Source organism: Nocardioides sp. 31GB23, assembly GCF_040012395.1.
GTDB classification, from domain to species: domain Bacteria; phylum Actinomycetota; class Actinomycetes; order Propionibacteriales; family Nocardioidaceae; genus Nocardioides; species Nocardioides salarius.
Genome location: NZ_JBDYKJ010000049.1, coordinates 1 through 23,974, shown reverse-complemented (window position 1 = coordinate 23,974; position 23,974 = coordinate 1). Strand labels below are relative to the sequence as shown.

23 protein-coding genes are annotated in these 23,974 nt (G+C 74.4%); 16 read left to right on the top strand and 7 right to left on the bottom strand.

Features of this window, described 5'->3' with window-relative positions; genetic code table 11:
- Window positions 1–4 precede the first annotated feature (4 nt).
- A complete protein-coding gene (locus tag ABKW28_RS15560) occupies window positions 5–1,690 on the bottom strand; it encodes a ribonuclease J (protein WP_193668110.1) in 1,686 nt (561 codons plus the stop codon).
- A 90-nt stretch (window positions 1,691–1,780) separates the two neighbouring features.
- On the opposite strand from ABKW28_RS15560, the gene ABKW28_RS15555 reads away from it, so the two are divergent.
- Window positions 1,781–3,352, top strand: coding sequence for a peptide chain release factor 3 (locus tag ABKW28_RS15555; protein ID WP_348611310.1), 1,572 nt, complete (start codon window positions 1,781–1,783; stop codon window positions 3,350–3,352).
- Between the two features lie 3 nt (window positions 3,353–3,355).
- On the opposite strand, the gene ABKW28_RS15550 is transcribed toward ABKW28_RS15555, so the two are convergent.
- Window positions 3,356–4,717: an FAD-dependent oxidoreductase gene (locus ABKW28_RS15550; RefSeq protein WP_348611307.1), complete on the bottom strand. Its 1,362-nt coding sequence runs from the start codon at window positions 4,715–4,717 to the stop codon at window positions 3,356–3,358.
- A 100-nt stretch (window positions 4,718–4,817) separates the two neighbouring features.
- Between ABKW28_RS15550 and ABKW28_RS15545 the strand changes: the two genes are divergently transcribed.
- From ABKW28_RS15545 to ABKW28_RS15515, 7 genes are all read left to right on the top strand, one after another.
- Window positions 4,818–5,681, top strand: a complete 864-nt coding sequence (locus ABKW28_RS15545; RefSeq protein WP_348611304.1) for a GNAT family N-acetyltransferase — start codon at window positions 4,818–4,820, stop codon at window positions 5,679–5,681.
- A 122-nt stretch (window positions 5,682–5,803) separates the two neighbouring features.
- Window positions 5,804–6,952 (top strand): FAD-binding oxidoreductase, encoded by a 1,149-nt coding sequence (locus tag ABKW28_RS15540; protein WP_348611301.1) that lies wholly within the window; start codon window positions 5,804–5,806, stop codon window positions 6,950–6,952.
- Between the two features lie 25 nt (window positions 6,953–6,977).
- Window positions 6,978–7,415 (top strand): hypothetical protein, encoded by a 438-nt coding sequence (locus ABKW28_RS15535; RefSeq protein WP_302705444.1) that lies wholly within the window; start codon window positions 6,978–6,980, stop codon window positions 7,413–7,415.
- 10 nt (window positions 7,416–7,425) lie between these two features.
- Window positions 7,426–8,805 (top strand): MFS transporter, encoded by a 1,380-nt coding sequence (locus tag ABKW28_RS15530; protein WP_348611298.1) that lies wholly within the window; start codon window positions 7,426–7,428, stop codon window positions 8,803–8,805.
- A 10-nt stretch (window positions 8,806–8,815) separates the two neighbouring features.
- Window positions 8,816–9,211 carry a MerR family transcriptional regulator gene (locus ABKW28_RS15525; protein WP_348611295.1) on the top strand — a complete coding sequence of 132 codons (396 nt, stop codon included), beginning with the start codon at window positions 8,816–8,818 and terminating at the stop codon, window positions 9,209–9,211.
- 190 nt (window positions 9,212–9,401) lie between these two features.
- On the top strand, window positions 9,402–10,940 hold the full coding sequence (locus ABKW28_RS15520; protein ID WP_348611292.1) for a SulP family inorganic anion transporter: 1,539 nt from the start codon (window positions 9,402–9,404) through the stop codon (window positions 10,938–10,940).
- A gap of 10 nt (window positions 10,941–10,950) precedes the next feature.
- The gene (locus ABKW28_RS15515; protein WP_348611289.1) at window positions 10,951–11,847 is read left to right on the top strand and encodes a YihY/virulence factor BrkB family protein; all 897 of its coding nucleotides are present in this window, start codon (window positions 10,951–10,953) and stop codon (window positions 11,845–11,847) included.
- 78 nt (window positions 11,848–11,925) lie between these two features.
- On the opposite strand, the gene disA is transcribed toward ABKW28_RS15515, so the two are convergent.
- Both disA and radA read right to left on the bottom strand, forming a co-directional pair.
- Window positions 11,926–13,008, bottom strand: coding sequence for a DNA integrity scanning diadenylate cyclase DisA (disA, locus tag ABKW28_RS15510; RefSeq protein WP_348611286.1), 1,083 nt, complete (start codon window positions 13,006–13,008; stop codon window positions 11,926–11,928).
- A gap of 111 nt (window positions 13,009–13,119) precedes the next feature.
- Window positions 13,120–14,523, bottom strand: a complete 1,404-nt coding sequence (gene radA / locus ABKW28_RS15505; RefSeq protein ID WP_302705451.1) for a DNA repair protein RadA — start codon at window positions 14,521–14,523, stop codon at window positions 13,120–13,122.
- A 102-nt stretch (window positions 14,524–14,625) separates the two neighbouring features.
- Between radA and ABKW28_RS15500 the strand changes: the two genes are divergently transcribed.
- The gene (locus tag ABKW28_RS15500) at window positions 14,626–15,672 is read left to right on the top strand and encodes a LacI family DNA-binding transcriptional regulator (protein ID WP_348611283.1); all 1,047 of its coding nucleotides are present in this window, start codon (window positions 14,626–14,628) and stop codon (window positions 15,670–15,672) included.
- Window positions 15,673–15,695: 23 nt separating this feature from the next.
- Here ABKW28_RS15500 and ABKW28_RS15495 read toward each other — a convergent pair whose 3' ends face one another.
- From ABKW28_RS15495 to ABKW28_RS15485, 3 genes are all read right to left on the bottom strand, one after another.
- Window positions 15,696–16,412, bottom strand: a complete 717-nt coding sequence (locus ABKW28_RS15495) for a class I SAM-dependent methyltransferase (RefSeq protein WP_348611280.1) — start codon at window positions 16,410–16,412, stop codon at window positions 15,696–15,698.
- Between the two features lie 11 nt (window positions 16,413–16,423).
- Window positions 16,424–17,062: a VOC family protein gene (locus ABKW28_RS15490; protein ID WP_341229892.1), complete on the bottom strand. Its 639-nt coding sequence runs from the start codon at window positions 17,060–17,062 to the stop codon at window positions 16,424–16,426.
- Window positions 17,063–17,156: 94 nt separating this feature from the next.
- Window positions 17,157–17,942: a hypothetical protein gene (locus tag ABKW28_RS15485; protein ID WP_348611277.1), complete on the bottom strand. Its 786-nt coding sequence runs from the start codon at window positions 17,940–17,942 to the stop codon at window positions 17,157–17,159.
- A gap of 47 nt (window positions 17,943–17,989) precedes the next feature.
- Here ABKW28_RS15485 and ABKW28_RS15480 point away from each other — a divergent pair, with 47 nt between their 5' ends.
- From ABKW28_RS15480 to ABKW28_RS15450, 7 genes are all read left to right on the top strand, one after another.
- The gene (locus ABKW28_RS15480; RefSeq protein ID WP_341229894.1) at window positions 17,990–18,937 is read left to right on the top strand and encodes a Ppx/GppA family phosphatase; all 948 of its coding nucleotides are present in this window, start codon (window positions 17,990–17,992) and stop codon (window positions 18,935–18,937) included.
- A gap of 13 nt (window positions 18,938–18,950) precedes the next feature.
- Window positions 18,951–19,754: a sugar phosphate isomerase/epimerase gene (locus ABKW28_RS15475; protein WP_348611274.1), complete on the top strand. Its 804-nt coding sequence runs from the start codon at window positions 18,951–18,953 to the stop codon at window positions 19,752–19,754.
- Window positions 19,726–20,475, top strand: coding sequence for an ABC transporter ATP-binding protein (locus ABKW28_RS15470; protein WP_348611271.1), 750 nt, complete (start codon window positions 19,726–19,728; stop codon window positions 20,473–20,475). Before ABKW28_RS15475 ends, ABKW28_RS15470 begins: the two co-directional genes overlap by 29 nt.
- Window positions 20,472–21,209 carry an ABC transporter permease gene (locus tag ABKW28_RS15465; RefSeq protein WP_348611266.1) on the top strand — a complete coding sequence of 246 codons (738 nt, stop codon included), beginning with the start codon at window positions 20,472–20,474 and terminating at the stop codon, window positions 21,207–21,209. Before ABKW28_RS15470 ends, ABKW28_RS15465 begins: the two co-directional genes overlap by 4 nt.
- A gap of 35 nt (window positions 21,210–21,244) precedes the next feature.
- The gene (locus ABKW28_RS15460; RefSeq protein WP_193668078.1) at window positions 21,245–22,195 is read left to right on the top strand and encodes a proline dehydrogenase family protein; all 951 of its coding nucleotides are present in this window, start codon (window positions 21,245–21,247) and stop codon (window positions 22,193–22,195) included.
- Between the two features lie 43 nt (window positions 22,196–22,238).
- Entirely contained in the window at window positions 22,239–23,045 is an 807-nt protein-coding gene (gene proC, locus ABKW28_RS15455) for a pyrroline-5-carboxylate reductase (RefSeq protein WP_193668077.1), read from the top strand.
- Between the two features lie 169 nt (window positions 23,046–23,214).
- Window positions 23,215–23,955 carry a hypothetical protein gene (locus ABKW28_RS15450; RefSeq protein WP_193668076.1) on the top strand — a complete coding sequence of 247 codons (741 nt, stop codon included), beginning with the start codon at window positions 23,215–23,217 and terminating at the stop codon, window positions 23,953–23,955.
- Window positions 23,956–23,974: the final 19 nt, after the last annotated feature.

The window sequence follows — 23,974 nt, the reverse complement described above, 5'->3', positions numbered from 1 at the left end:
CGGCTCAGGCGTCGACGACCACCGGGATGATCAGCGGGCTGCGGCGGAAGGTCTTGTGCGCCCACCGGCTGACGTCGCGGCTGATCATCTGCTCGAGCTGGTGGGCATCGCCGATGCCCTCGCCGGCGGCGCGGGCCAGGGTCTTCTCGATGACCTGGACGGCCGGGTCGAAGGCCTTCGGCTCGTGCACGAAGCCGCGCACCAGGAAGTCGGGCCGGTCGGCGAGCTTGCCGGTGTCGGCGTCGACGATGGCCAGCACCGTCACCACGCCCTCCTCGGCCAGCGTGCGCCGGTCCTTCAGCGTGGCCTCGGTGACGCCGCCGACCTGCTGGGCGTCGACGAAGACGAGCCCTGCGGGGACCTTGCCGCTCACCTTGGCGCGACCCTTGACCAGGTCGACCACCACGCCGTCCTCAGCCAGCACGACGTTGTCGGGGTTCATGCCGGTGGCGATCGCCAGGTCGGCGTTGGCCCGCAGGTGGCGGTACTCGCCGTGCACGGGCATCACGTTGCGCGGCTTGACGATGTTGTAGCAGTAGACGAGCTCGCCGGCGCTGGCGTGGCCCGAGACGTGCACCTTGGCGTTGCCCTTGTGCACCACGTTGGCGCCCCAGCGGGTCAGGCCGTTGATCACGTTGGAGATCGCGTTCTCGTTGCCGGGGATCACCGAGCTGGCCATCAGGATGGTGTCGCCCTTGCCGACCCGGATCTTGTGGTCGCGCGAGGCCATCCGCGAGAGCGCGGCCAGCGGCTCGCCCTGCGAGCCGGTGCAGATCAGGGTGGCCTTGTTGGCCGGCAGCCGCTCGAGCTGGTCGAGCGGCACGATCAGCCCCTCGGGCACCTTGAGGTAGCCCAGGTCGCCGGCCACGCCCATGTTGCGGACCATCGAGCGGCCCACGAACGCGACCTTGCGGCCGTGGGCGTGCGCGGTGTCGAGGACCTGCTGGATGCGGTGCACGTGGCTGGCGAAGCTGGAGACGATGACGCGACGCGGCGCGGTGCGGAAGACGTGCTCGATGGCCGGGGTCAGGTCGCGCTCGGAGGTCGTGAAGCCGGGCACCTCGGCGTTGGTGGAGTCGGTCATGAACAGGTCGACCCCCTCCTCGCCCAGCCGCGCGAAGCCGCGCAGGTCGGTGATCCGGCCGTCGAGCGGGAACTGGTCCATCTTGAAGTCGCCGGTGTGCAGGACCATGCCGGCGCGGGTGCGGATCGCCACGGCGAGACCGTCGGGGATGGAGTGGTTGACCGCCACGAACTCGCAGTCGAAGGGGGCCAGGTCGATCCGGTCGCCCTCCTTGACCTCGCGCAGCTCGGGGCGGATCCGGTGCTCCTTGAGCTTCTCCTTGATCAGCGCCAGCGTCAGGCGCGAGCCGATCAGCGGGATGTCGGGGCGCTCGCGCAGCAGGTAGGGCACGCCGCCGATGTGGTCCTCGTGGCCGTGGGTCAGCACGACGCCGACGATCTTGTCGAGGCGGTCACGGATCCAGGTGAAGTCGGGCAGGATCACGTCGACGCCGGGCTGGTGCTCCTCGGGGAAGAGAACCCCGCAGTCGACGATCAGCAGCTTGCCCTCGTGCTCGAAGACCGCCATGTTGCGGCCGATCTCGCCGAGGCCGCCGAGCGCCACGATCCGCAGGGCGCCGGACGGGAGCTTCGGGGGCGCCTGCAGCTCGGGGTGGGGGTGGCTCACTCGGTGTCCTCACGTGCGTAGGGGAAGCGGTCGGGTCACCCGGCCGCCCCGTCAGGGTAGTGGTCCCCGGCCGCCACGTAGAGTCGACGGGTGGATGAACCCGACCTCCGACCGCGCCGGACCTTCGCCGTCATCAGCCATCCCGACGCCGGCAAGTCGACGTTGACCGAGGCGCTGGCCCTGCACGCGGCCGTGATCGCCGAGGCCGGAGCGGTGCACGGCAAGGGCGGTCGCAAGGGCACGGTCTCCGACTGGATGGACATGGAGAAGGCCCGCGGCATCTCGATCACCTCCGCCGCGCTGCAGTTCGCGTACGGCGACCACGTGGTCAACCTGGTCGACACCCCCGGCCACGCCGACTTCTCCGAGGACACCTACCGGGTGCTCTCCGCGGTCGACTCGGCGGTGATGCTCGTCGACGCGGCCAAGGGCCTCGAGCCGCAGACGCTCAAGCTCTTCCAGGTCTGCGCCCACCGGGGCATCCCGGTCATCACGGTCATCAACAAGTGGGACCGGCCCGGCCTCGACCCGCTCGAGCTGCTCGACTCGATCGAGAAGCAGATCGGGCTGCGACCCACCCCGCTGACCTGGCCGGTCGGCGAGGCCGGCGACTTCCGCGGCGTCCTCGACCGGCGTACGGGCGGGTTCGTGCGCTACACCCGCACCGCCGGCGGCAGCACCCGGGCGCCCGAGGAGCACCTCGACGCCGCCGCGGCGGCCGTCGCCGAGCCGGAGCGCTGGGAGGAGGCCCAGGAGGGCGACGAGCTGCTCAGCGCCGACGGCGCCGACCACGACCAGGAGAGCTTCCTGGCCGGGCGCACCACCCCGGTGCTCTTCGCCTCGGCGCTGTCGAACTTCGGCGTCGCCCAGATCCTGGAGGTGCTCATCGAGCTGGCGCCGCCGCCGGGGCCCACCGTGGCGGTCGACGACAGCAAGCGCCAGCCCGACGACGACTTCAGCGCCTTCGTCTTCAAGGTGCAGTCGGGCATGGACACCGCCCACCGCGACCGCCTCGCCTACGCCCGGGTCTGCTCGGGCACCTTCGAGCGCGGCATGGTCGTCACCCACGCCACCACCGGTCGCCCCTTCACCACCAAGTACGCCCAGGCCGTCTTCGGTCGCGAGCGCACCTCGGTCGAGCGGGCCCGGCCCGGCGACATCATCGGCCTGGTCAACGCCTCCGCGCTGCGTGTCGGCGACACCATCCACGCCGGCCCGCCGGTGCGCTACCCGCCGATCGCCAGCTTCGCCCCCGAGTACTTCAGCACCGTCAGCGTCACCGACACCGGACGCTGGAAGCAGTTCCGCAAGGGCATCGAGCAGCTCGACCAGGAGGGCGTGATCCAGGTGCTGCGCTCGGAGCTGCGCGGCGAGCACGCGCCGGTGCTGGCCGCCGTCGGCCCGATGCAGTTCGAGGTCGTCAGCGCCCGGATGGAGTCGGAGTACCGCGCCCCGGTGCGGCTGGAGTCCCTCGACTACTCCATCGCCCGCCGGGTCGACCCCGAGCAGCGCGACGAGGTCGCCGCGCTGCGCGGGGTCGAGGTCATGCAGCGCACCGACGGGGCGCTGCTGGCGCTCTTCTCCGACCGGTGGCGCCTCGAGGCGATCGAGCGGATGAACCCGCACCTCACCCTCGAGCCGCTCGTGGCGGGCCGGGGCTGAGGCCTACCTGACGGCGGGCACGCCGACCAGCTCCGGGCCGGCGGGGGAGCAGCAGCCGCTCCCGGCCTGGACGTCCTCGGCGTCGTACGTCGGCGCCGCGCCGCACACGCCGGTCTCGGGCATCACCAGCTCGACCCGGTCGGCGGCCTCCTGGTCGCCGGCGATCTCGGCGACGACGGAGCGGACCTGCTCGCAGCCGGTCATCGTCAGGAACGACGGCGCCCGGCCGTAGGACTTCATGCCCACGATGTAGAGACCCTGCTCGGGCTGGCGCAGCACCGAGGCGCCGTGCGGGGAGACCGAGCCGCAGGAGTGGTGCTCGGGGTGGATCTCGGGGGCCAGCAGCCGCGGCGCCGACAGCTCGGGGTCGAGGTCGAGGTGGACCTCGCTGAGCCACGACACGTCGGGGCGGAAACCGGTCACGGCCACCACCTCGTCGACGTCGGCGACCTGGCGGCCGTCGAGCGAGGTCAGCACCAGGTGCCCGGTCGCCTCGTCGCGGTGCACCCCGGTGGTCCGGAAGCCGGTGACGGTCTCGACGGTGCCCGACTCGGCCACCGCCCGGGCGTGCTCGCCGAGCGCGCCGCGCGCCTCGAGCTCGTCGGCGTCGCCGCCGCCGAAGGCGTGCCCGACGTCGCCGCGCCGCAGCAGCCAGGTCACCCGGGTGCCGGGCTCCTGGGCGGCGAGCCTGCCCAGCGCGACCAGCGCGTTCTGCGCCGACGCGCCGGCCCCGGCCACCACCACGTGCCGGCCGGCCAGCCGGGCACGCAGCGCGGGGTCGTCGACGTCGGGGACGGCGTACGTGATGTGGTCGGCGTGCTCGCGCTCGCCCGGGGCGGGGTAGCCGTCGGTGCCCAGCGGGCCCGGCTGGCCCCAGGTGCCGGAGGCGTCGACCACCGCGGCCGCGCTGCGCACCTCGTGGCCGCGCGGGGTCTCGACGTGCACCGCGAACGGCACCCGCTCGCGGTCCACGGCGACCAGCAGGTCGCGGCCCTGGCGCGCCACCCCGGTGACGCGGTGGCCGGTGCGGACCTCGACGCCGGCGGCGACGAGGGCCGCGGCGAGCGGGCGCAGGTAGCGCTCGACCCACTCGGCGCCGGTCGGCGGCGTCGCGTCGGTCGGCCGGGTCCACCCGGTCGGCTCGAGCAGCCGGGCCGCGGCGTCGTCGACGAGCTCGGACCACGGCGAGAAGAGCCGCACGTGGGCCCACTCGGTCACGGCCGCACCGGCGTCCGCCCCGGCCTCGAGCACGACGACGGGCAGCCCCCGCTCGTGGGCGTGCGCGGCGGCGGCCAGCCCGATGGGTCCGGCGCCGACGACGACGAGCGGCTGCGCGGTGGTGGGGGTCAGGGCGGAGTGCGGCATCGGTTCCTCAGTTCATCGACAACGGTCGATGTGGACGATATCGACTGAGATCGATGGACGCAATCATCGATCTGTGTCGATCGAGGCTAGGCTGGTCGCCATGACCAGCGCCACCCACACCGGTCCCGACGTGGGCCTCGACCTCGACACCGCGACGACGTACGCCAAGTGGTTCGCGACCCTGGCCGACCCGACCCGCGTGCGGCTGCTGCACGCGGTGGCCTCGAGCCCCGCGGGCGCGGTGCGGGTCGGCGACCTGGCCACGTCGCTGGGCATCAGCCAGGCCACCTGCTCCCACCACGTGCGCCGGCTGGCCGAGCTGGGCTTCGTCGTGGTCGACAAGGTCGGCACCGCCAGCCTGGTCTCGGTCAACGCGGCCTGCTGCACGGGGCTGCCGCATGCGGCCGACGTGGTGATGGGCACCCTGACCGCGGCCCCCTGCTGCCCCGAGGACCTGCCCGGCGACGTGCGCACCCGGGCGATGACCGAGGCCGACCTGCCGCGGGTGCAGGAGATCTACGCCGAGGGCATCGCCGGGCGCCAGGCCACCTTCGAGACCGAGGTGCCCGCGCTCGACGCGCTGCGCGAGCGCTGGTTGCCGGGGCACCGCTGGGTGGCCGCGCTGGCTGCTGAGCCGGGTCGGGTCGTCGGGTGGACCGGGGTCTCACCGGTCTCGGCGCGCGCCTGCTACGCCGGGGTCGGCGAGACCACCGTCTACGTCGCCGCCGAGGCGGGCGGGCGCGGCGTGGGCCGCTCTCTGCTCCACCGCCAGGTGACCGAGGCCGACGCCGGCGGGCTCTGGACGCTGCAGGCGGTCGTCTTCCCCGAGAACCGGGCCAGTCTCGCGCTGCACCGCAGCGCGGGCTACCAGGTGCTGGCGGTGCGCTCCCGCATCGCGCGCCTCGACGGGCGGTGGCGCGACACGGTGCTGCTCGAGCGGCGCCGCGCCGTGGACCCCGACTGAGACCCCGGCTGAGACCCCGGCTGAGACCCCGGCTGAGACCCGCCTGAGACCCGCCTGAGACCCCGCCCGCGAGGCTGGGCGACCGCCCGGGCGGGTGGGGGCGTGGCTGGTTGGGTGGGGCCATGTCGACTTCTTCCTCCGCCGTGCAGGTCGAGCAGGTCCCCTCCGTCGCCTCGGGCCCGCCCCGGGTCGCCGTCATCGGCGCGGGGATCGTCGGGCTCAGCACCGCCTACGCGCTGCTCGAGCGGGGCGTCGAGGTGTGCGTCTACGAGCAGGGCGAGCCCGGCAACGGCCAGTCCGGCGGGGTGTCGCGGATCTTCCGGCACGCCCACGACGACCCGCGGCTGGTCGCCGCGGCCCGCGCCAGCCGCGCGGCCTACCGCGAGTGGGGCGGGCGGCTGGGCGTCGAGATGGTCTCCGCGGACGGCGCGGTCGCGATCGGCCCGGCGGTCGAGGAGCACCTGCCGCTGCTGGTCGACGGCGGCGTCGCCGCCCGCCGCATCGACGCCGACGAGCTCGCCCGGCGGGTGCCGCTGCTGGCCGGCTTCGACGGCCCCGCGATGCTCGACGAGGAGGGCGGCTCGATCCGCACCACCGCGACGATCGCCGCGCTGAGCGCCGCGCTGGGCGACCGGCTGGTGCGTGACGAGGTGATCTCCGTGCGCCCCCTCGGCGAGGGCGACGGTGTCGAGGTGCGCAGCGGCGGGCGCACCGACACCTACGACCGGGTCGTGGCCTGCGCCGGGCGGGGCACCCCCGCCCTGGCCCGCACCCTGGGCCTCTCGCTGCCCGTCGCCCAGGCCGCGCACGTGCGGCTGACCTTCGCGGTGCGGGGCGAGGCGCCCAGCGCCCTGGCCACGCTCCAGGACTCCAGCGGCGTCTTCGGCGAGACCGGCGTGTACGCCGCCGCGGCGCCCGGCAACGCGACGTACGGCGTCGGGCTGAGCCAGACCACCCCGGCCCGCGACGACGCCAGCCTGCCGGTGCCCGCCGGGCTCGACGAGCTCGCCGCCCGGGCCCGCGACTACGTCGCCCGGGCGCTGCCCGGCCTCGACCCCGACCCGGTCGACGTGCGGCACTGCTGGGTCACCACGCTGCCCTGGAGCGACGACGCGATGGCGGTGTGGGAGGCCGGCGGGGTGCTGCTGCCGGTCGGGCACAACCTCTACAAGCAGGCGCCCGGGCTGGGCCGCCACCTCGCGGCCGCCGCCGCCGGCGAGCCGCTCGAGGCGTCGCTGCGCCCGGAGGCCCGCCTCGGATCCCCTCGGTGACCGCGTCGTCTGCGAGGCTGGGCCCATGACCTCCTGGCGTGACTCCCTGAGCAAGACCGTGGCCGGTGAGATGGACGAGCTGCTCGACGCCTCGCTCAAGGCCGCCAAGGAGCGGCTCGACGCCGACGACGTGCTGCTGCCCTTCGTGCAGGTCGTCGAGGACGACGGCAGCCAGGGCACCCGCATGGTCGAGATCGTCGAGGACGTGCGCCCCGACCAGCTGCTCGAGGAGCTCTTCGAGAAGCTGCGCACCGAGCGCGACCAGGTGCGCGCGGTCGCCGTGGTCTTCGACGCGATCGTGGGCGGCGCCCGGGCGGTGCAGGTGCTGCTCGAGCACCGCAGCCCGAAGGCCCCCGCGCTGGTGCTCGCAGCGCCCTACAAGGCCCAGAAACGCCGTCACCAGATCGGGGAGGTCCGCGCCGCCGAGGGCGAGCGGCGGATCTGGCCCGTCGCCACCGACTGAGCCGAGACCGATGAGCACGTCCACGGGCGCCGGGGACCGCGCCGGGGCGCGCCCCGCCCGGACCCCGCTGCTGGGCCCGCGCTACCGCGGCGCCACCACCGGCGCCGTCGCCCTGGTCTTCCTGGCCGCCTTCGAGGCCCTCGCGGTCGCCACGGTGATGCCGGCCGTGACCCGCGACCTCGACGGACGCGCCTGGTTCTCGGTGGCCTTCTCCGCGACGCTGGCCGCCAGCGTCGTCGGCATGGTCGCGGTCGGGCTGTGGTCGGACCGCCTCGGCGCGGTGCGGCCGCTGCTGACCTCGGTCGCGCTCTTCGCCGTCGGGCTGCTGGCCGCCGGGCTCGCCCCGACCATGGGGCTGCTGGTGGTCGGCCGCTTCCTGCAGGGCCTGGGCCTCGGCGGCCTCGTCGTCGCGCTCTACGTGCTCGTCGCGCAGGTCTTCGACCCCGTCGACCGGCCACGCATCCTCGGGCTCTTCGCCGCCGCCTGGGTGCTGCCCGGGCTGGTCGGCCCGTTCCTGGCCGGCGTCGTCGCCGACACCCTCGGGTGGCGCTGGGTCTTCCTCGGCGTGGTCGCGATCGCCGCCGGGGCGCTCGCGCTGCTGGTGCCGACCCTGCGCTCGGTCGAGCCGCCCGAGGCCGGCGCCGCGCCCCGGGGCGGCGGCGTACGACGTCTGGCGCTGGCGGCCGCGGTCGCCGCGGCCGTCGTCGCGCTCAACCTCACCGGGGCGCTGCCCGCCGCGGCCCGGGCCGGGGTCGCCGCGGTCGCGGTCGCCCTCGCGCTGGTCGCCGTGCGCCCGCTGCTGCCGCGGGGCACCCTGCGCGCCGGGCGCGGCGTACCGGCCGTGATCGCGCAGCGCGGCCTGGTCGGCGGCACCTTCTTCGCCGCCGAGGCCTACCTGCCCTTCCTCCTGCAGGAGCAGTACGGCGCCGCCACCTGGGTCAGCGGCCTGGTGCTGACCGTCGCCACGCTGGGCTGGGCCGGGGCGTCGCACGTGCAGGGGCGGCTCGGCGACCGGCTGCCCGACGAGGCGGCGCTGCGCCTGGGGGCCCTCGTGCTGGGCGCGGGCATCGTGGCGGTGCTGCTGGTCGCGGCGCTGGGCCTGCCGGGGGTGCTCGTGGGCGCGGGCTGGCTGGTCGCGGCCGCGGGGATGGGGCTGATGTACCCGCGGATCACCTCCACGGTGCTGGCGCGCACCGCCGTGCACGAGCGCGGCACCGCCTCCTCGGCGGTCACCATCAGCGACTCGGTGGGGGCCGCGGTCGCGGTCGCCGTGGCCGGTCTCGTCTTCACCGCGGTCGGCACGGCCGCCGACCGGTCGGCCTTCGTGGCGGTGCTCGCGCTCGCGACCGGGCTGGCCGCGCTGTCCATCGTCGTCTCGCGGCGGGCCTAGACTCGCCGCCGTGTCCGCACACATGCAGATCGGCGAGGTCGCCACGCGCACCGGCCTGAGCCTGCGCACGCTGCGCTACTACGAGGAGGTCGGGCTGGTCGCCCCGTCGGCCCGCTCGGCCGGAGGCTTCCGGCTCTACACCGCGCTCGACGTCGACCGCTTCGAGCTCATCAAGCGGATGAAGCCGCTGGACTTCTCGCTCGAGGACATGCGCGGGCTGCTCGGCGTCGTCGACGCCCTCGACGCCGAGCCCGACGACGCCGAGCGGGCCCGTCTGCTGGGCGAGCTGGAGTCGCTGCACGCCGCGGCCGAGGAGCGCGTCGACACGCTGCGCACCCGCCTGGCTTGGGCCGAGGAGTTCGCCGCCGGTCTCGACGAGCGGGTGCGCGCCCAGCGCGACCGGTGAGCCGGGGCGCGTGGTGAGCCGTCTCACCGCCGACGATGCAGACTCTCCCGTCACGTCAGGGTAGAGTCGCGGCGTCGGCCGCGGTGTCACGCACCCGCGCGCCGCTCCAGACCTCGCACCACCATCCCGACGTCGACCGGTCGCAGCGCCGCTCCCGGGCCGACGTGCCACGCACCGCCCAGGAGAGCCCGTGAGCAACCCCGTGCCCGACCAGTCCTCGCTGCTGCAGCCGTCCGTGGCCCTGCCCCCGGCCGAGACGCACACCGTGCGCGGCGCGCTGCGCCGCCCCTCGATCCTGCGCCGCGAGGTCGTCGCCGGCCTGGTGGTGGCGCTCGCGCTGATCCCTGAGGCGATCTCGTTCTCGATCATCGCCGGCGTCGACCCGCGCCTGGGCCTCTTCGCCTCCTTCACGATGGCCGTCTCGATCGCCTTCCTCGGTGGCCGGCCCGCGATGATCTCGGCCGCCACCGGTGCCATCGCGCTGGTGATCGCACCCGTGGCGCGCGACTACGGCGTCGACTACCTGATCGCCACCGTGATCCTCGGCGGCGCCATCCAGATCGTGCTCGGCCTGCTCGGCGTGGCCAAGATGATGCGCTTCATCCCGCGCTCGGTGATGGTCGGCTTCGTCAACGCCCTGGCGATCCTCATCGCCATGGCCCAGATCCCCTACCTGGTCGACGTGCCGTGGCTGGTCTACCCGCTGGTGGCCTTCGGCGTCGCGGTCATCGTGCTGCTGCCGCGGCTGACCTCGGCGGTGCCCTCGCCGCTGGTGGTCATCGTGGCCATCACCGCCGCGGCGCTGGCCGCGGGCTGGGCGCTGCCCGACGTGGGCGACGAGGGCGAGCTGCCCGAGACGCTGCCCGCGCTGCTCGTCCCCGACGTGCCCTTCACGCTGACCACGCTGGAGATCATCGCGCCGTACGCGCTGGCGATGGCGCTGGTGGGCCTGCTCGAGTCGCTGCTGACCGCCAAGCTCGTCGACGACATCACCGACACCCACTCCGAGAAGACGCGCGAGGCCTGGGGCCAGGGCGCGGCCAACATGATCACCGGCTTCTTCGGCGGCATGGGCGGCTGCGCCATGATCGGCCAGACGATGATCAACGTGAAGGCCTCCGGTGCCCGCACCCGGATCTCCACCTTCTCCGCCGGTGTGCTCCTGCTCGTGCTGGTCGTCGGCTTCGGCGACCTGGTCGCGCAGATCCCGATGGCCGCGCTGGTCGCGGTGATGATCATGGTCGCCGTCGGCACCTTCGACTGGCACTCGGTGACCCCGCGCACCCTGCGCCGGATGCCCAAGAGCGAGACCACGGTGATGCTCTCCACCGTCGTGGTCACCGTGACCACCCACAACCTGGCCATCGGTGTCGCGGTCGGCGTGCTCGTCGCGATGACCCTCTTCGCCCGCCGGGTGGCCCACCTGGCCACCGTCGAGCGCGAGGTGACCGAGGTCGACGGGCGCCCGCAGGCGCGCTACACGGTCACCGGCGAGCTGTTCTTCGCCTCCTCCAACGACCTCTACACCCAGTTCGAGTACGCCGACGACCCCGAGCACGTGGTCATCGACATGGCGGCCTCGCACGTGTGGGACGCCTCGACCGTGGCCGCGCTCGACTCGATCACCTACAAGTACGAGCGCAAGGGCAAGACCGTCGAGATCCACGGCCTCAACGAGCAGTCGCTGCACATGCACGGCCGGCTGAGCGGCAACCTCGCCGCGCACTGACGTGCACCCGGTGCTGCGGCGCGGACGCGACCGGTCGGTCGCGCTGCTGCGGGTGCTCGGCCACGAGGTCGCCAAGGACCGCGTCGCGGGGCTGGCCGCCGAGATCGCCTTCTTCGCGGTCCTGAGCCTGTTCCCGGCGCTGCTGATCGCGGCCGGGCTGCTGTCCTACCTCGAGGCCATCGTCGGCGCCGAGGTGGCCGCCCGCACCGAGGCACGGGTCGTCGACGCGCTCGGGCTGGTGCTCACCGAGCGCGGCGACCCGGTGCTCGACTCGGTGCGCGCCGTCTTCGAGGGCGAGTACGGCGGACTGCTCACCGTCGCCGCGCTGGGTGCGCTGGTCACCCTGTCGGGGGCCTGGGCGGTCGTGGTGCAGGCGCTCAACCTGGCCTACGACAGCGACGAGCACCGCCCGTGGCTGCGCCGCCGGCTGCTGGGCCTGGGGCTGGGCCTGATGACGGTGGTCGTGGTCGTGGTCGCGCTGGCCGTCGTGGTCGTCGGCCCGCTGCTGGGCCGCGGCACCGACGTGGCCGACGTCGTCGGCCTGGGCGGCGCCTTCGAGTCCTTCTGGGACCTCGCCCGCCTGCCGGTGCTGGCCCTGGTGCTCGTCGGCTGGCTGGCGCTGGTCTTCCACCTGGCACCCAACCGGCGTACGCCGTGGCGCGCCGCGCTGCCCGGCGCCGTGACCACCACCGTGCTGTGGCTGGCCGCCAGCGGTGGCTTCGGCCTCTACCTGCGCACCGTCGGCGAGGGCAACCCGCTGCTCGGCGTCTTCGGCGGCGGGATCGTCGTGCTGACCTGGGTCTACCTGCTCGCCCTGGCCCTGCTCCTCGGCGGCGAGCTCAACGCGCTGCTCCACGACGGCAAGCACCGCCCCGCCGAGCGGGGAGATTCATCGGCCGGCCGATGAATCTGGCGGGTGGACGATGAAGTTTCATCGGCCACCCAGGAGTTCTGTCGGCCGGCCGATGAAACTCCCGCGGGCGGCTCAGACGTAGCGCTCCAGGATCGTGGACTCGGCGAGGCGGGAGAGGCCCTCGCGGACGCTGCGGGCGCGCAGCTCGCCGACGCCCTCGACGGCCTGGAGGTCGTCGATGCCGGCGGAGAGCAGCTTCTGCAGGGTGCCGAAGTGGTCGACGAGCCGGTCGACGACGGGGCCGGGCAGGCGCGGCACCTTCGCCAGCAGGCGGTAGCCGCGCGGGGCGACGGCGCCGTCGAGGTGCTCGCCGTTGCCGAGGCCGAGCACCTTGGCGGTGGCGGCCGGGTCGACCAGGGCGGTGGGGGAGAGGGCCTCGAGCTGGTGCAGCAGCTCCTCGGGGGTCGAGGCCTTGCGCCCGGCCGGCAGGTAGTCGCGCACCACCAGCTCGCGCTCGGTGTCGACGCCGGTGATCAGCTCCTCGAGCTGCAGCGAGAGCAGCCGGCCGTCGGTGCCCAGCTCGAGCACGTAGTCCTCGATCTCGCGGGCGATGCGGGTGACCATCTCGAGGCGCTGGGCGACCACGGCGACGTCGCGGACGGTGACGAGGTCCTCGATCTCGAGCGCCGAGAGGGTGCTGGAGACCTCGTCGAGGCGCAGCTTGTAGCGCTCGAGGGTGGCCAGCGCCTGGTTGGCGCGCGAGAGGATCTGGCCGACGTCCTCGAGCACGTGGCGCGTCGAGCCGACGTACGCCGCGATGATCTGCATCGACTGCGACACCGAGATCACCGGGAAGCCGGTCTGGCGCGCCACCCGGTCGGCGGTGCGGTGCCGCGTGCCGGTCTCCTCGGAGGGGATCGTGTGGTCGGGCATCAGGTGCACCGCGGCGCGCACGATGCGGGTCAGGCTCGCGTCGACGATGATCGCGCCGTCCATCTTGGCCAGCTCGCGCAGGCCGGTGGCGGTGAAGGGCACGTCGAGGTCGAAGCCGCCGGTGCTGATCTCGTCGACCCGCTCGTCCTGGCCGATGACGATCAGGGCGCCGGTGCGCCCGCGCAGGATGCGCTCGAGGCCGTCGCGCAGCGAGGTGCCCGGGGCGATCGAGGCCAGCGTCTCGCGCAGGCGCAGCAGGTCGTCCGAGCGTTCGGCGGGCACGGGGCTCCTCCATGGGGGGACGGGCGGTCGATCCGCCCTTGTCTGCGGAGTCTAGAGCGGTCCGGCCGGGCGCGCGTCATCATTCCGGGCGGGCCCGGATCATGGTGGGGCTCAGCCGGGCCGGTCGGTCAGCCGCAGCACCTCGAGGGCGCTGGCGATGCCGGGCACCTCGAGCACCCGCATGCCCTCGATCTCGCGGGGCGTGCCGACGCCCTGGCCGCGGCGGCCCGGCTCGGTCGGCACCACCGCGTGCCGGAACCCGAGCCGGGCGGCCTCGGCGATGCGCTGGGGCAGGTCGCGGACCCGGCGCAGCTCGCCGGCCAGCCCGAGCTCGCCGATGGCCACGACGCCGGTGGGCGGGGCGATGGCCAGGTGCGAGGAGACCAGGGCGATGGCCACCGCCAGGTCGCTGGCCGGCTCGTGCAGCCGTGCGCCGCCGACGGTGGAGGCGAAGACGTCCTGCATCGAGAGCCGCAGCCCGCAGTGGCGCTCCAGCACCGCGAGCACCATCGCGACCCGCGAGCCGTCCAGCCCCGACGTCGTACGCCGCGGCCGGTCCAGCGGCGAGGGGGTCACCAGCCCCTGCACCTCGGCGAGCATCGGCCGGCGGCCCTCCATGGTCACCGCGACGCAGGTGCCGGGCACCCGGCCGTGGTGCTGCTCGACGAAGAGCCCCGTCGGGTCGGCCACGGCGCTGATGCCGTCGGGGCCCAGGTCGAAGCAGCCCACCTCGTCGACCGGCCCGAAGCGGTTCTTCATGGCCCGCACCATGCGGAAGCGGGAGTTGCGGTCGCCCTCGAAGTGCAGCACCACGTCGACGAGGTGCTCGAGCACCCGGGGCCCGGCGATCGCGCCGTCCTTGGTGACGTGGCCGACGAGCACCGTGGTGATGCCGCGGGTCTTGGCGACCCGGATCAGCGCGGCGGCGACCTCCTTGACCTGGGTGACGCCGCCGGGGACCCCGTCGACGCCGGAGGCGCCGATGGTCTGCACCGAGTCGACGACGATCAGCTGGGGCCGGGTCTCCTCGATGTGGGTCAGCACCGCGCCGAGGTCGGTCTCGGCGGCCAGGTAGAGCTCGTCGTGGACCCCGCCGGTGCGGTCGGCGCGCAGGCGCACCTGCGAGGCCGACTCCTCGCCGGTGACGTAGAGGGTGCGGCGCTGGTAGCGGGCGGTCTGGGCGGCCACCTCGAGCAGCAGGGTGCTCTTGCCGACGCCGGGCTCGCCGGCCAGCAGGATCGCGGCACCGGGCACCAGCCCGCCGCCGAGCACCCTGTCGAGCTCGGGCACCCCGCTGGTGCGGAAGCCGGCCTCCTCGACCGACACCTCGCCGATCGGGACCGCGCGGGTGGTGACCGGCGAGGCCGCGGTGCGCAGCGTGGGCGCCGCGGCGGCCTCGGCCACCGACCCCCACGCCTGGCACTCGCCGCAGCGCCCCACCCACTTGCCGGTCTCCCAGCCGCACTCGGAGCAGCGGTAGGTGGGCCGAGCAGCACGTGCGGAGGACTTCGCCATGCACGGCACGCTAGGCCAGGGCACCGACAGCGCCGAGCGGCCGTCGTGGTTACAGTGCTCCCGTCGGACTTGGAACGATCAAGAGGTGACGAGGGGGTGGCCGTGTCCCGCACCAGCGCCCGCACGTCCGGCCTGCCGCCCACGCTGGCCGACGTCGCCGAGCGGGCCGGGGTCTCGCGCCAGACGGTCTCCAACGCGGTCAACAACCCCGACCTGCTGCGCGCCGACACGCTGCTGCGCGTCCAGCAGGCCATCGCCGACCTCGGCTACCTGCCCAACCGCGCTGCCCGCAACCTGCGCACCCGCGCCTCGCACCTGATCGGGCTGCGCATCCAGGCCGCCCAGGAGGGCACCGCCAACGCCACGATGGACCGCTTCGTGCACTCGCTGGTCGAGACCTCGCGCGAGGCCGGCTACCACGTGCTGCTCTTCACCGGCGACCCCACCGACCCGCTCTCGGGCTACGAGGACCTGCTGCGCTCGACCGCCGTCGACGCGTTCGTCGTCACCGACACCTACCTCGGCAACCCGCAGGCCGAGTGGCTCGACGGGCGCCGCGCGCCCTTCGTGGCGTTCGGGCGGCCCTGGGAGAACCCCGGCGCCACGCACGCCTGGGTCGACGTCGACGGCGCCGCCGGCTGCGAGAGCGCCACCCGCCACCTGCTGGCCAAGGGCCACGAGAAGATCGCCTGGATCGGCTGGCGCAAGGACTCCCGCATCGGCGAGGACCGCCGCGCCGGCTGGCACCGCGCCATGAAGGAGGCCGGCCTGCCCACCTCGGGCCTGGCCTCGCGCGTCGAGGACACCGTGGCCAGCGGCCGCGAGGCCAGCGAGGTGCTCCTCGACGAGGCCGCGCCCACCGCGTTCGTCTGCGCCTCCGACACCCTGGCCATGGGGGTGCTGCACACCCTGGGGCTGCGTGGGTCGCGCGTCGGCGACGACGTCGCGGTCGTCGGCTTCGACGACTCCCAGGTCGCCCAGGTCGTGCGCCCGGGCCTGAGCTCGGTGCGCCAGCCGCTGGAGGACGTCGCGATCGAGGTCGTCACCGCGCTCGAGGGCCTGCTCGGCCGGCCCCGCGTCGCCCAGCAGGGGGTGCTGCTCACCCCGTCGCTGGTCGTGCGCGACTCCTCGGGCCCCGACCGGGTCTGACCGGGTCTGACCGGGGGCGGCGCTCAGTAGCGGCGCCACCACACGTCGACGGCGTAGTCGACCTCGGTGCCACCGCCGGCGGCGGCGTGCTCGGCCAGGGCCTGCTCGGCGGCCGGGCCGGGCAGCTCGATGCGCACCACCGCCTCCAGGTCGGCGGGGGTGTCGAAGACCCAGCGGGTCAGCACCGGCTCGCGCTGCCAGCCCTGCGCCGCCCAGAACTCCTGCTTGACCTCGGGGGCGGGGTGCTCGGGGAAGCCGCGGGCGAACCAGGCGCCGAAGGTCGAGCGGCTCGCGTCGTTGTCGACGACGTACGCCGTGGCGCCGGGGCGCGCGACCCGCTCGAGCTCGCCGAGGCCCGGCTCGCAGCCGGGGCCGAAGAAGTAGGCCCAGCGGGCGTGCACCACGTCGATGCTGGCGTCGGGCAGCGGCAGGTCCTGGGCGGTGCCCTCGAGCACCGTGACCGTCCGGTCGGCCGAGAGCCGTCGGGTACGACGCGCGGCGATGGCGCGCAGGTCGGGGTGCGGCTCGACGCCGGTCACCGAGGCGGCGGTGCGGGCGAAGCGGGTCAGGTGGAAGCCGGTGCCGCAGCCCACGTCGAGGACGTCGCGGCCGGCCCAGCCGCCGAGCTCCTCGATCACGGCCTCGACGCGCCGGTCGGGGTCGAAGGCGTGGTTCTCGAGCTCGTAGGTGTCGGTGTGGTGCCAGATGTTGGGGCTGGGCCGTGTGCCCTCGGGCAGCACCGTGGGCTCCTTCAGAGCCGGACCAGGCCGCCGGGGGTCTGGATCTGCACGGCGATCACGCCGGGGGTGCCGTGCGGGGCGACCCACTCGACCTTGACGTCCTCGAGCGGGGCCTCGACCGGCTCGCCGAGCCACTCGCTGACACGCAGCGGGTCGCCGGCGATCTCGAGGCAGGCCAGGGCGTAGGTGTCGTCGGCGCCGTGGCTGGGGTGCAGGTCGGCGGGCACCTCCCACTGCAGGAAGAACGGCAGCTGCGGGTCGGCCATCAGCCCGTTGATCCCGATCTGCTTCCAGCGCAGCTCGGTGCCGTCGGGGCGGTGCCGGCTGCCCTGCGCGGCCTCGCGGCCCAGGCGCTGCTCGGCCACCGAGATGTCGTCGACCGCGACGGCCCAGCCCAGCCAGCCGCCACCGAGCGCCGAGCGGGCGCGCACGGCCTGCCCGAAGGGCGCCTTGTCAGAGGCGGGGTGGTCGAGGACCTCGACGATCTCGAGGTAGGTGTCCTGCGCCAGCGGCAGCACCATGTTGCGGGTGCCGAAGCGCGGGTGGATGCCGCCGTCGGTGAAGTCGCGGCCCAGCAGCCCGCCGATGCGCTGCGCGGTGCTGGCGAGACCGTCGGGGCCGGCGGCGTAGGAGAGGTGGTCCAGGCGCATACCGACGATTGTGAACTCCGCAAGGTCACGGGGCGACGGCGGGGTCGGTTCTCTCGATGTCGAGAAGGCCGAGAAGGTCGAGCAGGCCGGGGAGTCAGCGCGGGTCGGCGGGGTGCAGCGCCAGCGCCGAGCGCGAGCGCAGGTGCGCCTCGCAGTGGCGCACCAGCTCGTCGTACGCCGCCGAGCCCATCAGCTCGCGCAGCTCGGCCTCGTTGGTGACGTAGACCGGCTCGACCGCGACGTGCGCCTCGGTGTTGCCCGAGCAGTACCAGTCGAGGTCGTGCCCGCCCGGCCCCCAGCCGCGCCGGTCGTACTCGCCGATGCTGACCTCGGTGTACTCGGTGCCGTCGGTGCGCTCGACCTCGCGGAAGGTGCGGCGGATCGGCAGCTGCCAGCACACGTCGGGCTTGGTCTCGAGGGGGTGCAGCCCCAGGTCGAGGGCCAGGCCGTGCAGGGCGCAGCCGGCCCCGCCGGGGCCGGCCTCGGGGTCCTCGGGGGCGAAGCCGGGCCGGTTCTGGAAGATGCAGGCCTGCTGGCCGTCGACCTCGGTGACCCGCGTCTTGCGCGCCCCCTCGTCGTCGAGCTCGACCCAGTCGTCGCGCCCGACGGCGCGGCCCGGGTGCTGCTGCCACTGGTGCGGGGACAGCTGGTCGACGAAGCCCGCGACCCGCTCCTCGTCGGCGTCGTCGGCGAAGTGCGCGCCGAGCGTGCAGCACCCCACGTCGGGGGCGTCGGCGAAGATCCCGGGGCAGCCCTGGCCGAAGATGCAGGTGTAGGACGACGTCAGCCAGGTCAGGTCGCAGCGCAGCACCTCGTCGTGGTCGTCGGGGTTGACGAACTCGACCCAGGCGCGGGGGAAGACGAGGTCCACTTCGGGCATCGGGCCACCCTACGTTCCCGGGCGGCCCCGGGGAGTACCTTGGACCCATGCGGCTGGGCGTCCTCGACATCGGCTCGAACACCGGGCACCTGCTGGTGGTCGACGCCCACGGCGGCGCGGCCCCGCTGCCGGCGTACTCCTACAAGGAGCCGCTGCGCCTGGCCGAGCACCTGGTCGAGCACGGCCCCGACGAGGGCGCGGTCTCCGAGGCCGGGGTGCAGGCGCTGACGGCCTTCACCGCCCAGGCGGTCGCGGTCGCCGAGGACAAGGGCTGCGAGGACATGCTGGCCTTCGCCACCTCCGCGGTGCGCGACTCGGCCAACGCCGACGAGGTGCTCGACCACGTCCACGAGCGCACCGGGGTGCGCATCGCGGTGCTCTCGGGCGAGGACGAGGCGCGCCTGACCTTCCTGGCCGTACGCCGCTGGTTCGGCTGGTCGGCCGGGCGGCTGGCGGTCTTCGACATCGGCGGCGGCTCCCTCGAGATCGCCGGCGGGCCCGACGAGGCGCCCGACGTGGCCTGGTCGCTGCCGCTGGGAGCGGCGCGCCTGGCGCGCACCCACTTCGGCTCGGGCGCGCCCGACGACGAGGCCATCCGGGAGCTCCGGCGCCGCATCCGCGCCGAGATCGCCCGCGACGCCGGCCACCTGCTGCGTGCCGGTGCGCCCGACACGGCGGCGGCGACCTCGAAGACCTTCCGCTCGCTGGCCCGCATCTGCGGCGCGGCCGCGTCGTCGGAGGGCCCGCTCGTGCCGCGGGCACTGTCGCTGGCGGCGCTCTCGGAGTGGATCCCCAAGCTGGTCGCGATGAGCCACGACGAGCTGGCCGCGCTGCCCGGCGTCTCGCCGAGCCGCGCCCACCAGGTGCTGCCCGGCGCGCTGGTGGCCGAGGCCTGCATGGACATCTTCGACCTGGCCGAGCTCGAGATCTGCCCCTGGGCGCTGCGCGAGGGCGTCATCCTCGAGCGCCTCGACCAGCTCAGCGTGCTGGGCTGAGGCAGGAGCGGCCGTGACCACCCGGATCGGGCTGTCCACCTCGTCGGTCTACCCCGAGTCGACCGCGCACGCCTTCGCCCACGCCGCGCACCTGGGCTACGACGCCGTCGAGGTGATGGTCGGCATCGACGCGCTGAGCCAGCAGACCTCCGCGGTCCAGCAGCTCTCCGAGCACCACGAGATGCCGGTGTGCGCCGTGCACGCGCCCTGCCTGCTCTTCACCCAGCGGGTGTGGGGCACCGAGCCCTGGGGCAAGCTCGAGCGCTCCGCCGAGATGGCGCACGCGGTGGGGGCCCGCACCGTGGTGGTGCACCCGCCGTTCCGCTGGCAGAAGGACTACGCCCGCGGCTTCGTCGACGGCATCGCCGCCCTCGAGGAGTCGACCGGGCTGTTCTTCGCGGTCGAGAACATGTACCCCTGGCGCGCCCAGGTGACCTCCCGGGCCGCGACCGGCATGGAGATGTACCTGCCGGGCTGGGACCCCTCCACCGAGGGCTACGCGAGCACCACCATCGACCTGTCGCACGCCGCGATCGCCCAGGACGACCCGGTCGAGATGGCCGCGCGGCTGGGGGAGCGGCTGCGCCACGTGCACCTGACCGACGGCACCGGCTCGCCCAAGGACGAGCACCTGGTGCCCGGGCGCGGCGAGATGGACGCCGCCGGCTTCCTGCGCCACCTCGCCGGCAGCGGCTTCGACGGCGACATCGTGCTCGAGATCAACACCCGCCGCTGCAGCTCGCGCGAGGAGCGCGAGGCCGACCTGCGCGAGTCACTGGAGTTCGCCCGTGAGCACTTCGCGGTCGCGGCCACCTGAGCCCCCGGCCGACGCGCCGGTGGCCGAGCTCGCCGGGGTCGTCGTACGCCGCGGGGGCCGCACCGTGCTGCCCGGCCTCGACGTCCGGATCGGGCACGGCGTGACCGGGCTGCTGGGCCCGTCGGGCTGCGGCAAGACGACGCTGATGCGGGCCCTGGTCGGCAGCCAGGTCGTCACGAGCGGCAGCGTCACCGTGCTCGGCCACCCCGCCGGCAGCGCCCCCGTGCGCGGCCGGGTCGGCTACGCCACCCAGGCCGCCGGGGTCTACGACGACCTCACCGTGGCCCAGAACCTCGCGTTCTTCGCCCGGGTGCTGCGCGCGGGCGCCGCCGAGGTCGACCGGGTGCTCGAGGTCGTCGACCTGCACGAGCAGCGCGGCCAGGTGGTCGGCCGGCTCAGCGGCGGCCAGCGGGGGCGGGTCGGGCTGGCGCTGGCGCTGCTGGGCCGCCCCGAGCTGCTGGTCCTCGACGAGCCCACCGTCGGGCTCGACCCGGTGCTGCGGGCCCGGCTCTGGACCCGCTTCCACGAGCTCGCCGCCGAGGGCGCGGCCGTGCTCGTCTCCAGCCACGTGATGGACGAGGCCGAGCGCTGCGACCGGCTGCTGCTGATGCGGGAGGGCCGGGTGGTCGCCGACGACACCCCCGCCGGGCTGCGCGAGCGCACCGGCGCCGCCAGCGTCGAGGACGCCTTCGTCGCCCTGGTCCGAGGGGAGCAGCCGTGAGCGCCCGCGTCACCGCCGCCGTCGCCGCCCGGGTGCTGACCCAGCTGCGCCACGACCACCGCACCATGGCGATGCTGCTCCTGCTGCCCGCCCTGCTGGTCGCGTTGCTGTGGTGGATGTTCGAGGACGTCGACGCCGGGGCCTTCGACCGCGTCGGCCCCGCGCTGCTGGCGATCTTCCCCTTCACCGTGATGTTCCTGGTCACCAGCGTCACCACGCTGCGCGAGCGCACCAGCGGCACCCTCGAGCGGCTGCTGGTGCTGCCCACCGCGCGCCTCGACCTGCTCGGCGGGTACGCCGCCGCCTTCGGGCTGGTCGCCGTCGTGCAGTCGCTGGTCACGGTGCTGGTCAGCACCACCCTGCTCGGCCTCGAGATCACCGGGCCGGTGTGGATGCTGGTGCTCGTGGCCGTCGTCGACGGGCTGCTGGGCACCGCCCTGGGCCTGTTCGTCAGCGCCTTCGCCCGCAGCGAGTTCCAGGCCGTGCAGTTCATGCCGGCCGTGGTGATCCCCCAGCTGCTGCTCTGCGGGCTCTTCGTGCCCCGCGACGCGCTGCCCCCGGTGCTCGAGACCGTCTCCGACGCGCTGCCGCTGTCCTACGCCGTCGACGCGATGCTCACCCTGTCGGCCTCGACCAGCACCGGGGAGGTCTGGCGCGACCTGGCGGTGGTGGCCGGCTTCGTGGCCGGTGCGCTGGTGCTGGGCGCCGCGACGCTGCGGCGGCGTACCGCCTGAGACGCGGGCTGGAGGAGCGACGTAGCCTGCTGCCCATGGCCCTCCTCCGGCAGCCGCTGCTCCTGCTCGCCCGCAGCCAGCAGGTCAAGAACCTCGTCAGCACCCTCCCGGTCTCGGCCGGCATCGTCCGCGGCTACGTGCCCGGCGAGGGCACCGAGGACGCCGTGCGCGCGGCCGGCGAGCTCGCCGCCGACGGCCTGACCGCGACGCTCGACTTCCTCGGTGAGGACACCAGCGACCGGGCGCAGGCCGACGCGACCGTGGCGGCGTACGTCGACGTGCTCGCCGCGCTGTCGGCGAAGGGGCTGGCCTCGGGCACCGAGGTCTCGCTCAAGCTCAGCGCGATCGGGCAGTTCCTGCCCGTCGACGTCGCGCCGGAGGGCGGGCACCGGGTCGCGCTCGAGAACGCGCGCACCATCTGCCGCGCCGCGCGCAACGCCGGCACCACGGTCACCCTCGACATGGAGGACTACACGACCACCGACTCGACGCTGGCGATCCTGCGCGAGCTGCGCAAGGACTTCCCCGAGACCGGGGCGGTGCTGCAGTCCTACCTGCACCGCACCGAGGACGACTGCCGTGAGCTCGCCTACGAGGGCTCGCGGGTGCGGCTGTGCAAGGGCGCCTACGCGCAGCCCGAGTCGGTGGCCTACCAGGACGCCGCCGACGTCGACCGCTCCTACGTGCGCTGCCTGAAGGTGCTGATGGAGGGACAGGGCTACCCGATGGTCGCCACCCACGACCCCCGCCTGGTCGAGATCGCGACCTCGCTGGCCGGTCGCGCGGCCCGCCCGCAGGGCAGCTACGAGTTCCAGATGCTCTACGGCGTGCGGCCCGACGAGCAGCGCCGGCTGGCGGCCAACGGCGAGCGGGTGCGGGTCTACGTGCCCTACGGCCAGGAGTGGTACGGCTACCTGATGCGCCGCCTGGCCGAGCGCCCGCAGAACCTGGCCTTCTTCGCGCGCTCGCTGGTCTCCAAGAAGTGACTGCTGCCCGCGCCGGACGGCGCGGGCTGGGAGGATGGGCGCCATGACCTCTCAGACAGCGATCCTGGGCGCCGGCGTGATGGGGGAGGCCCTGCTCTCGGGCCTGGTCCGCGCGGGGCGTCGTGTCGACCGGCTGATGGTCGGCGAGAAGCGGCCCGAGCGCGCCCACGAGCTCGAGGAGCGCTACGGCGTCGCCGTGCTCGACAACCGCAGCGCCGCGGCCAAGGCCGACACGGTCGCGCTGGTCGTCAAGCCGCAGGACATGGCCGACCTGCTCGAGGAGATCGCGCCGGTGCTGCGCCCCGGCGTGCTGCTGGTGAGCCTGGCCGCCGGCATCACCACCGCCTACATCGAGTCGCGGGTGCCCGAGGGCGTCGCGGTCGTGCGCGTCATGCCCAACACCCCCGCGCTCGTCGACGAGGGGATGACCGCCATCTCCCCGGGGTCGCACTCCAGCGAGGCCGACCTCGCCGAGGTCGAGACCCTGATGTCGTCGGTCGGCAAGGTGCTGCGCATCCCCGAGCGCCAGCAGGACGCCGTGACGGCGATCAGCGGCTCCGGGCCGGCGTACATCTTCTTCGTCGTGGAGTCGATGATCGAGGCCGGCGTGCACCTGGGCCTGCCCCGCGCCACCGCCACCGACCTGGTCATCCAGACCCTGGTCGGCAGCGGCAAGATGCTGCGCGAGACCGGCACCCACCCCACCGTGCTGCGCGAGCAGGTCACCTCGCCCGGCGGCACCACCGCCTCGGCGCTGCGCGAGCTCGAGGTGCACAAGGTCCGCGCCGCCTTCCTGGCCGCCATGGAGGCCGCCCGCGACCGCTCCCGCGCCCTGGCCCAGGGCTCCTGAGGGTGGGGTGGCCGGGGCCTGCATGAGTCCCCGGCCGACCGGGGACTCCTGCACTTGTCAGGGGTTGCAACACCCATCAAGCGCATGAGCCCCCGGCTGGCCGGGGACTCATGCAGCCGCCCTGGACAGGTGGTGGCCGGGCCGACCGGCGGGCTGGCAGGGTGGGGGCATGAGCGACACAGCGGCGCTGCCGCACGTCCGGTTCTGGTTCGACCCCGTCTGCCCCTTCGCCTGGATGACCAGCAAGTGGGTGCGGATGGTCGCCGAGCAGCGTGGCCACGAGGTGGAGTGGCGCTTCATCTCGCTGCGCCTGCTCAACGCGCACGTCGACTACGACTCCCACTTCCCGCCCGAGTACGAGGCGGGCCACACCGCCGGTCTCCACCTGCTGCGCGTGTGCGCCCGGGCCCGCGACGAGCACGGCCCCGACGCCGTGGCCCGGCTCTACCCCGCGATCACCGCGCGCATCTTCGACGTCGACCCGGGTGAGAGCGGCGGCGGGATGCCCGACGGCGAGCGGGCCCAGGAGCTGCTGCGCGCCGCGCTCGAGGAGGCCGGGCTGCCGGCCGACCTGGCCGCGGCCTACGGCGACGAGTCGTACGACGCCCAGCTGCGGGCCGAGACCGACGAGGCGCTCGCGCTGACCGGCAAGGACGTCGGCACCCCGATCCTGCACATCGCCCCGCCCGAGGGCGCGGCCTTCTTCGGCCCGGTGATCAGCCGGCTGCCGAGCGAGGAGGAGGCCGGCGCGCTGTGGGACCACGTCGTCGGGCTGGCCACCTTCCCCGGCTTCGCCGAGCTCAAGCGCAGCCTGCGCGAGCTGCCCCAGCTGCGCGCCTTCGGGGTCGCCGAGGACGAGGCCGGCGTGCAGGAGGACTGGCACGGCGGCTCGCGCCGCCAGAAGAAGTAGCCCCGCCCCGCCCCCTGCC

What these genes read in the sequence shown, in the direction of transcription:
- ABKW28_RS15545 (WP_348611304.1), top strand. Translation starts at nt 4,818, where the DNA reads ATGACCAGCGCCACCCACACCGGTCCCGACGTGGGCCTCGACCTCGAC.
- ABKW28_RS15550 (WP_348611307.1), bottom strand. Translation starts at nt 4,717, where the DNA reads ATGCCGCACTCCGCCCTGACCCCCACCACCGCGCAGCCGCTCGTCGTC.
- ABKW28_RS15530 (WP_348611298.1), top strand. Translation starts at nt 7,426, where the DNA reads ATGAGCACGTCCACGGGCGCCGGGGACCGCGCCGGGGCGCGCCCCGCC.
- ABKW28_RS15460 (WP_193668078.1), top strand. Translation starts at nt 21,245, where the DNA reads ATGGCCCTCCTCCGGCAGCCGCTGCTCCTGCTCGCCCGCAGCCAGCAG.
- proC (WP_193668077.1), top strand. Translation starts at nt 22,239, where the DNA reads ATGACCTCTCAGACAGCGATCCTGGGCGCCGGCGTGATGGGGGAGGCC.
- ABKW28_RS15535 (WP_302705444.1), top strand. Translation starts at nt 6,978, where the DNA reads ATGACCTCCTGGCGTGACTCCCTGAGCAAGACCGTGGCCGGTGAGATG.
- ABKW28_RS15485 (WP_348611277.1), bottom strand. Translation starts at nt 17,942, where the DNA reads ATGCCCGAAGTGGACCTCGTCTTCCCCCGCGCCTGGGTCGAGTTCGTC.
- radA (WP_302705451.1), bottom strand. Translation starts at nt 14,523, where the DNA reads ATGGCGAAGTCCTCCGCACGTGCTGCTCGGCCCACCTACCGCTGCTCC.
- ABKW28_RS15540 (WP_348611301.1), top strand. Translation starts at nt 5,804, where the DNA reads ATGTCGACTTCTTCCTCCGCCGTGCAGGTCGAGCAGGTCCCCTCCGTC.
- ABKW28_RS15450 (WP_193668076.1), top strand. Translation starts at nt 23,215, where the DNA reads ATGAGCGACACAGCGGCGCTGCCGCACGTCCGGTTCTGGTTCGACCCC.
- ABKW28_RS15480 (WP_341229894.1), top strand. Translation starts at nt 17,990, where the DNA reads ATGCGGCTGGGCGTCCTCGACATCGGCTCGAACACCGGGCACCTGCTG.
- ABKW28_RS15490 (WP_341229892.1), bottom strand. Translation starts at nt 17,062, where the DNA reads ATGCGCCTGGACCACCTCTCCTACGCCGCCGGCCCCGACGGTCTCGCC.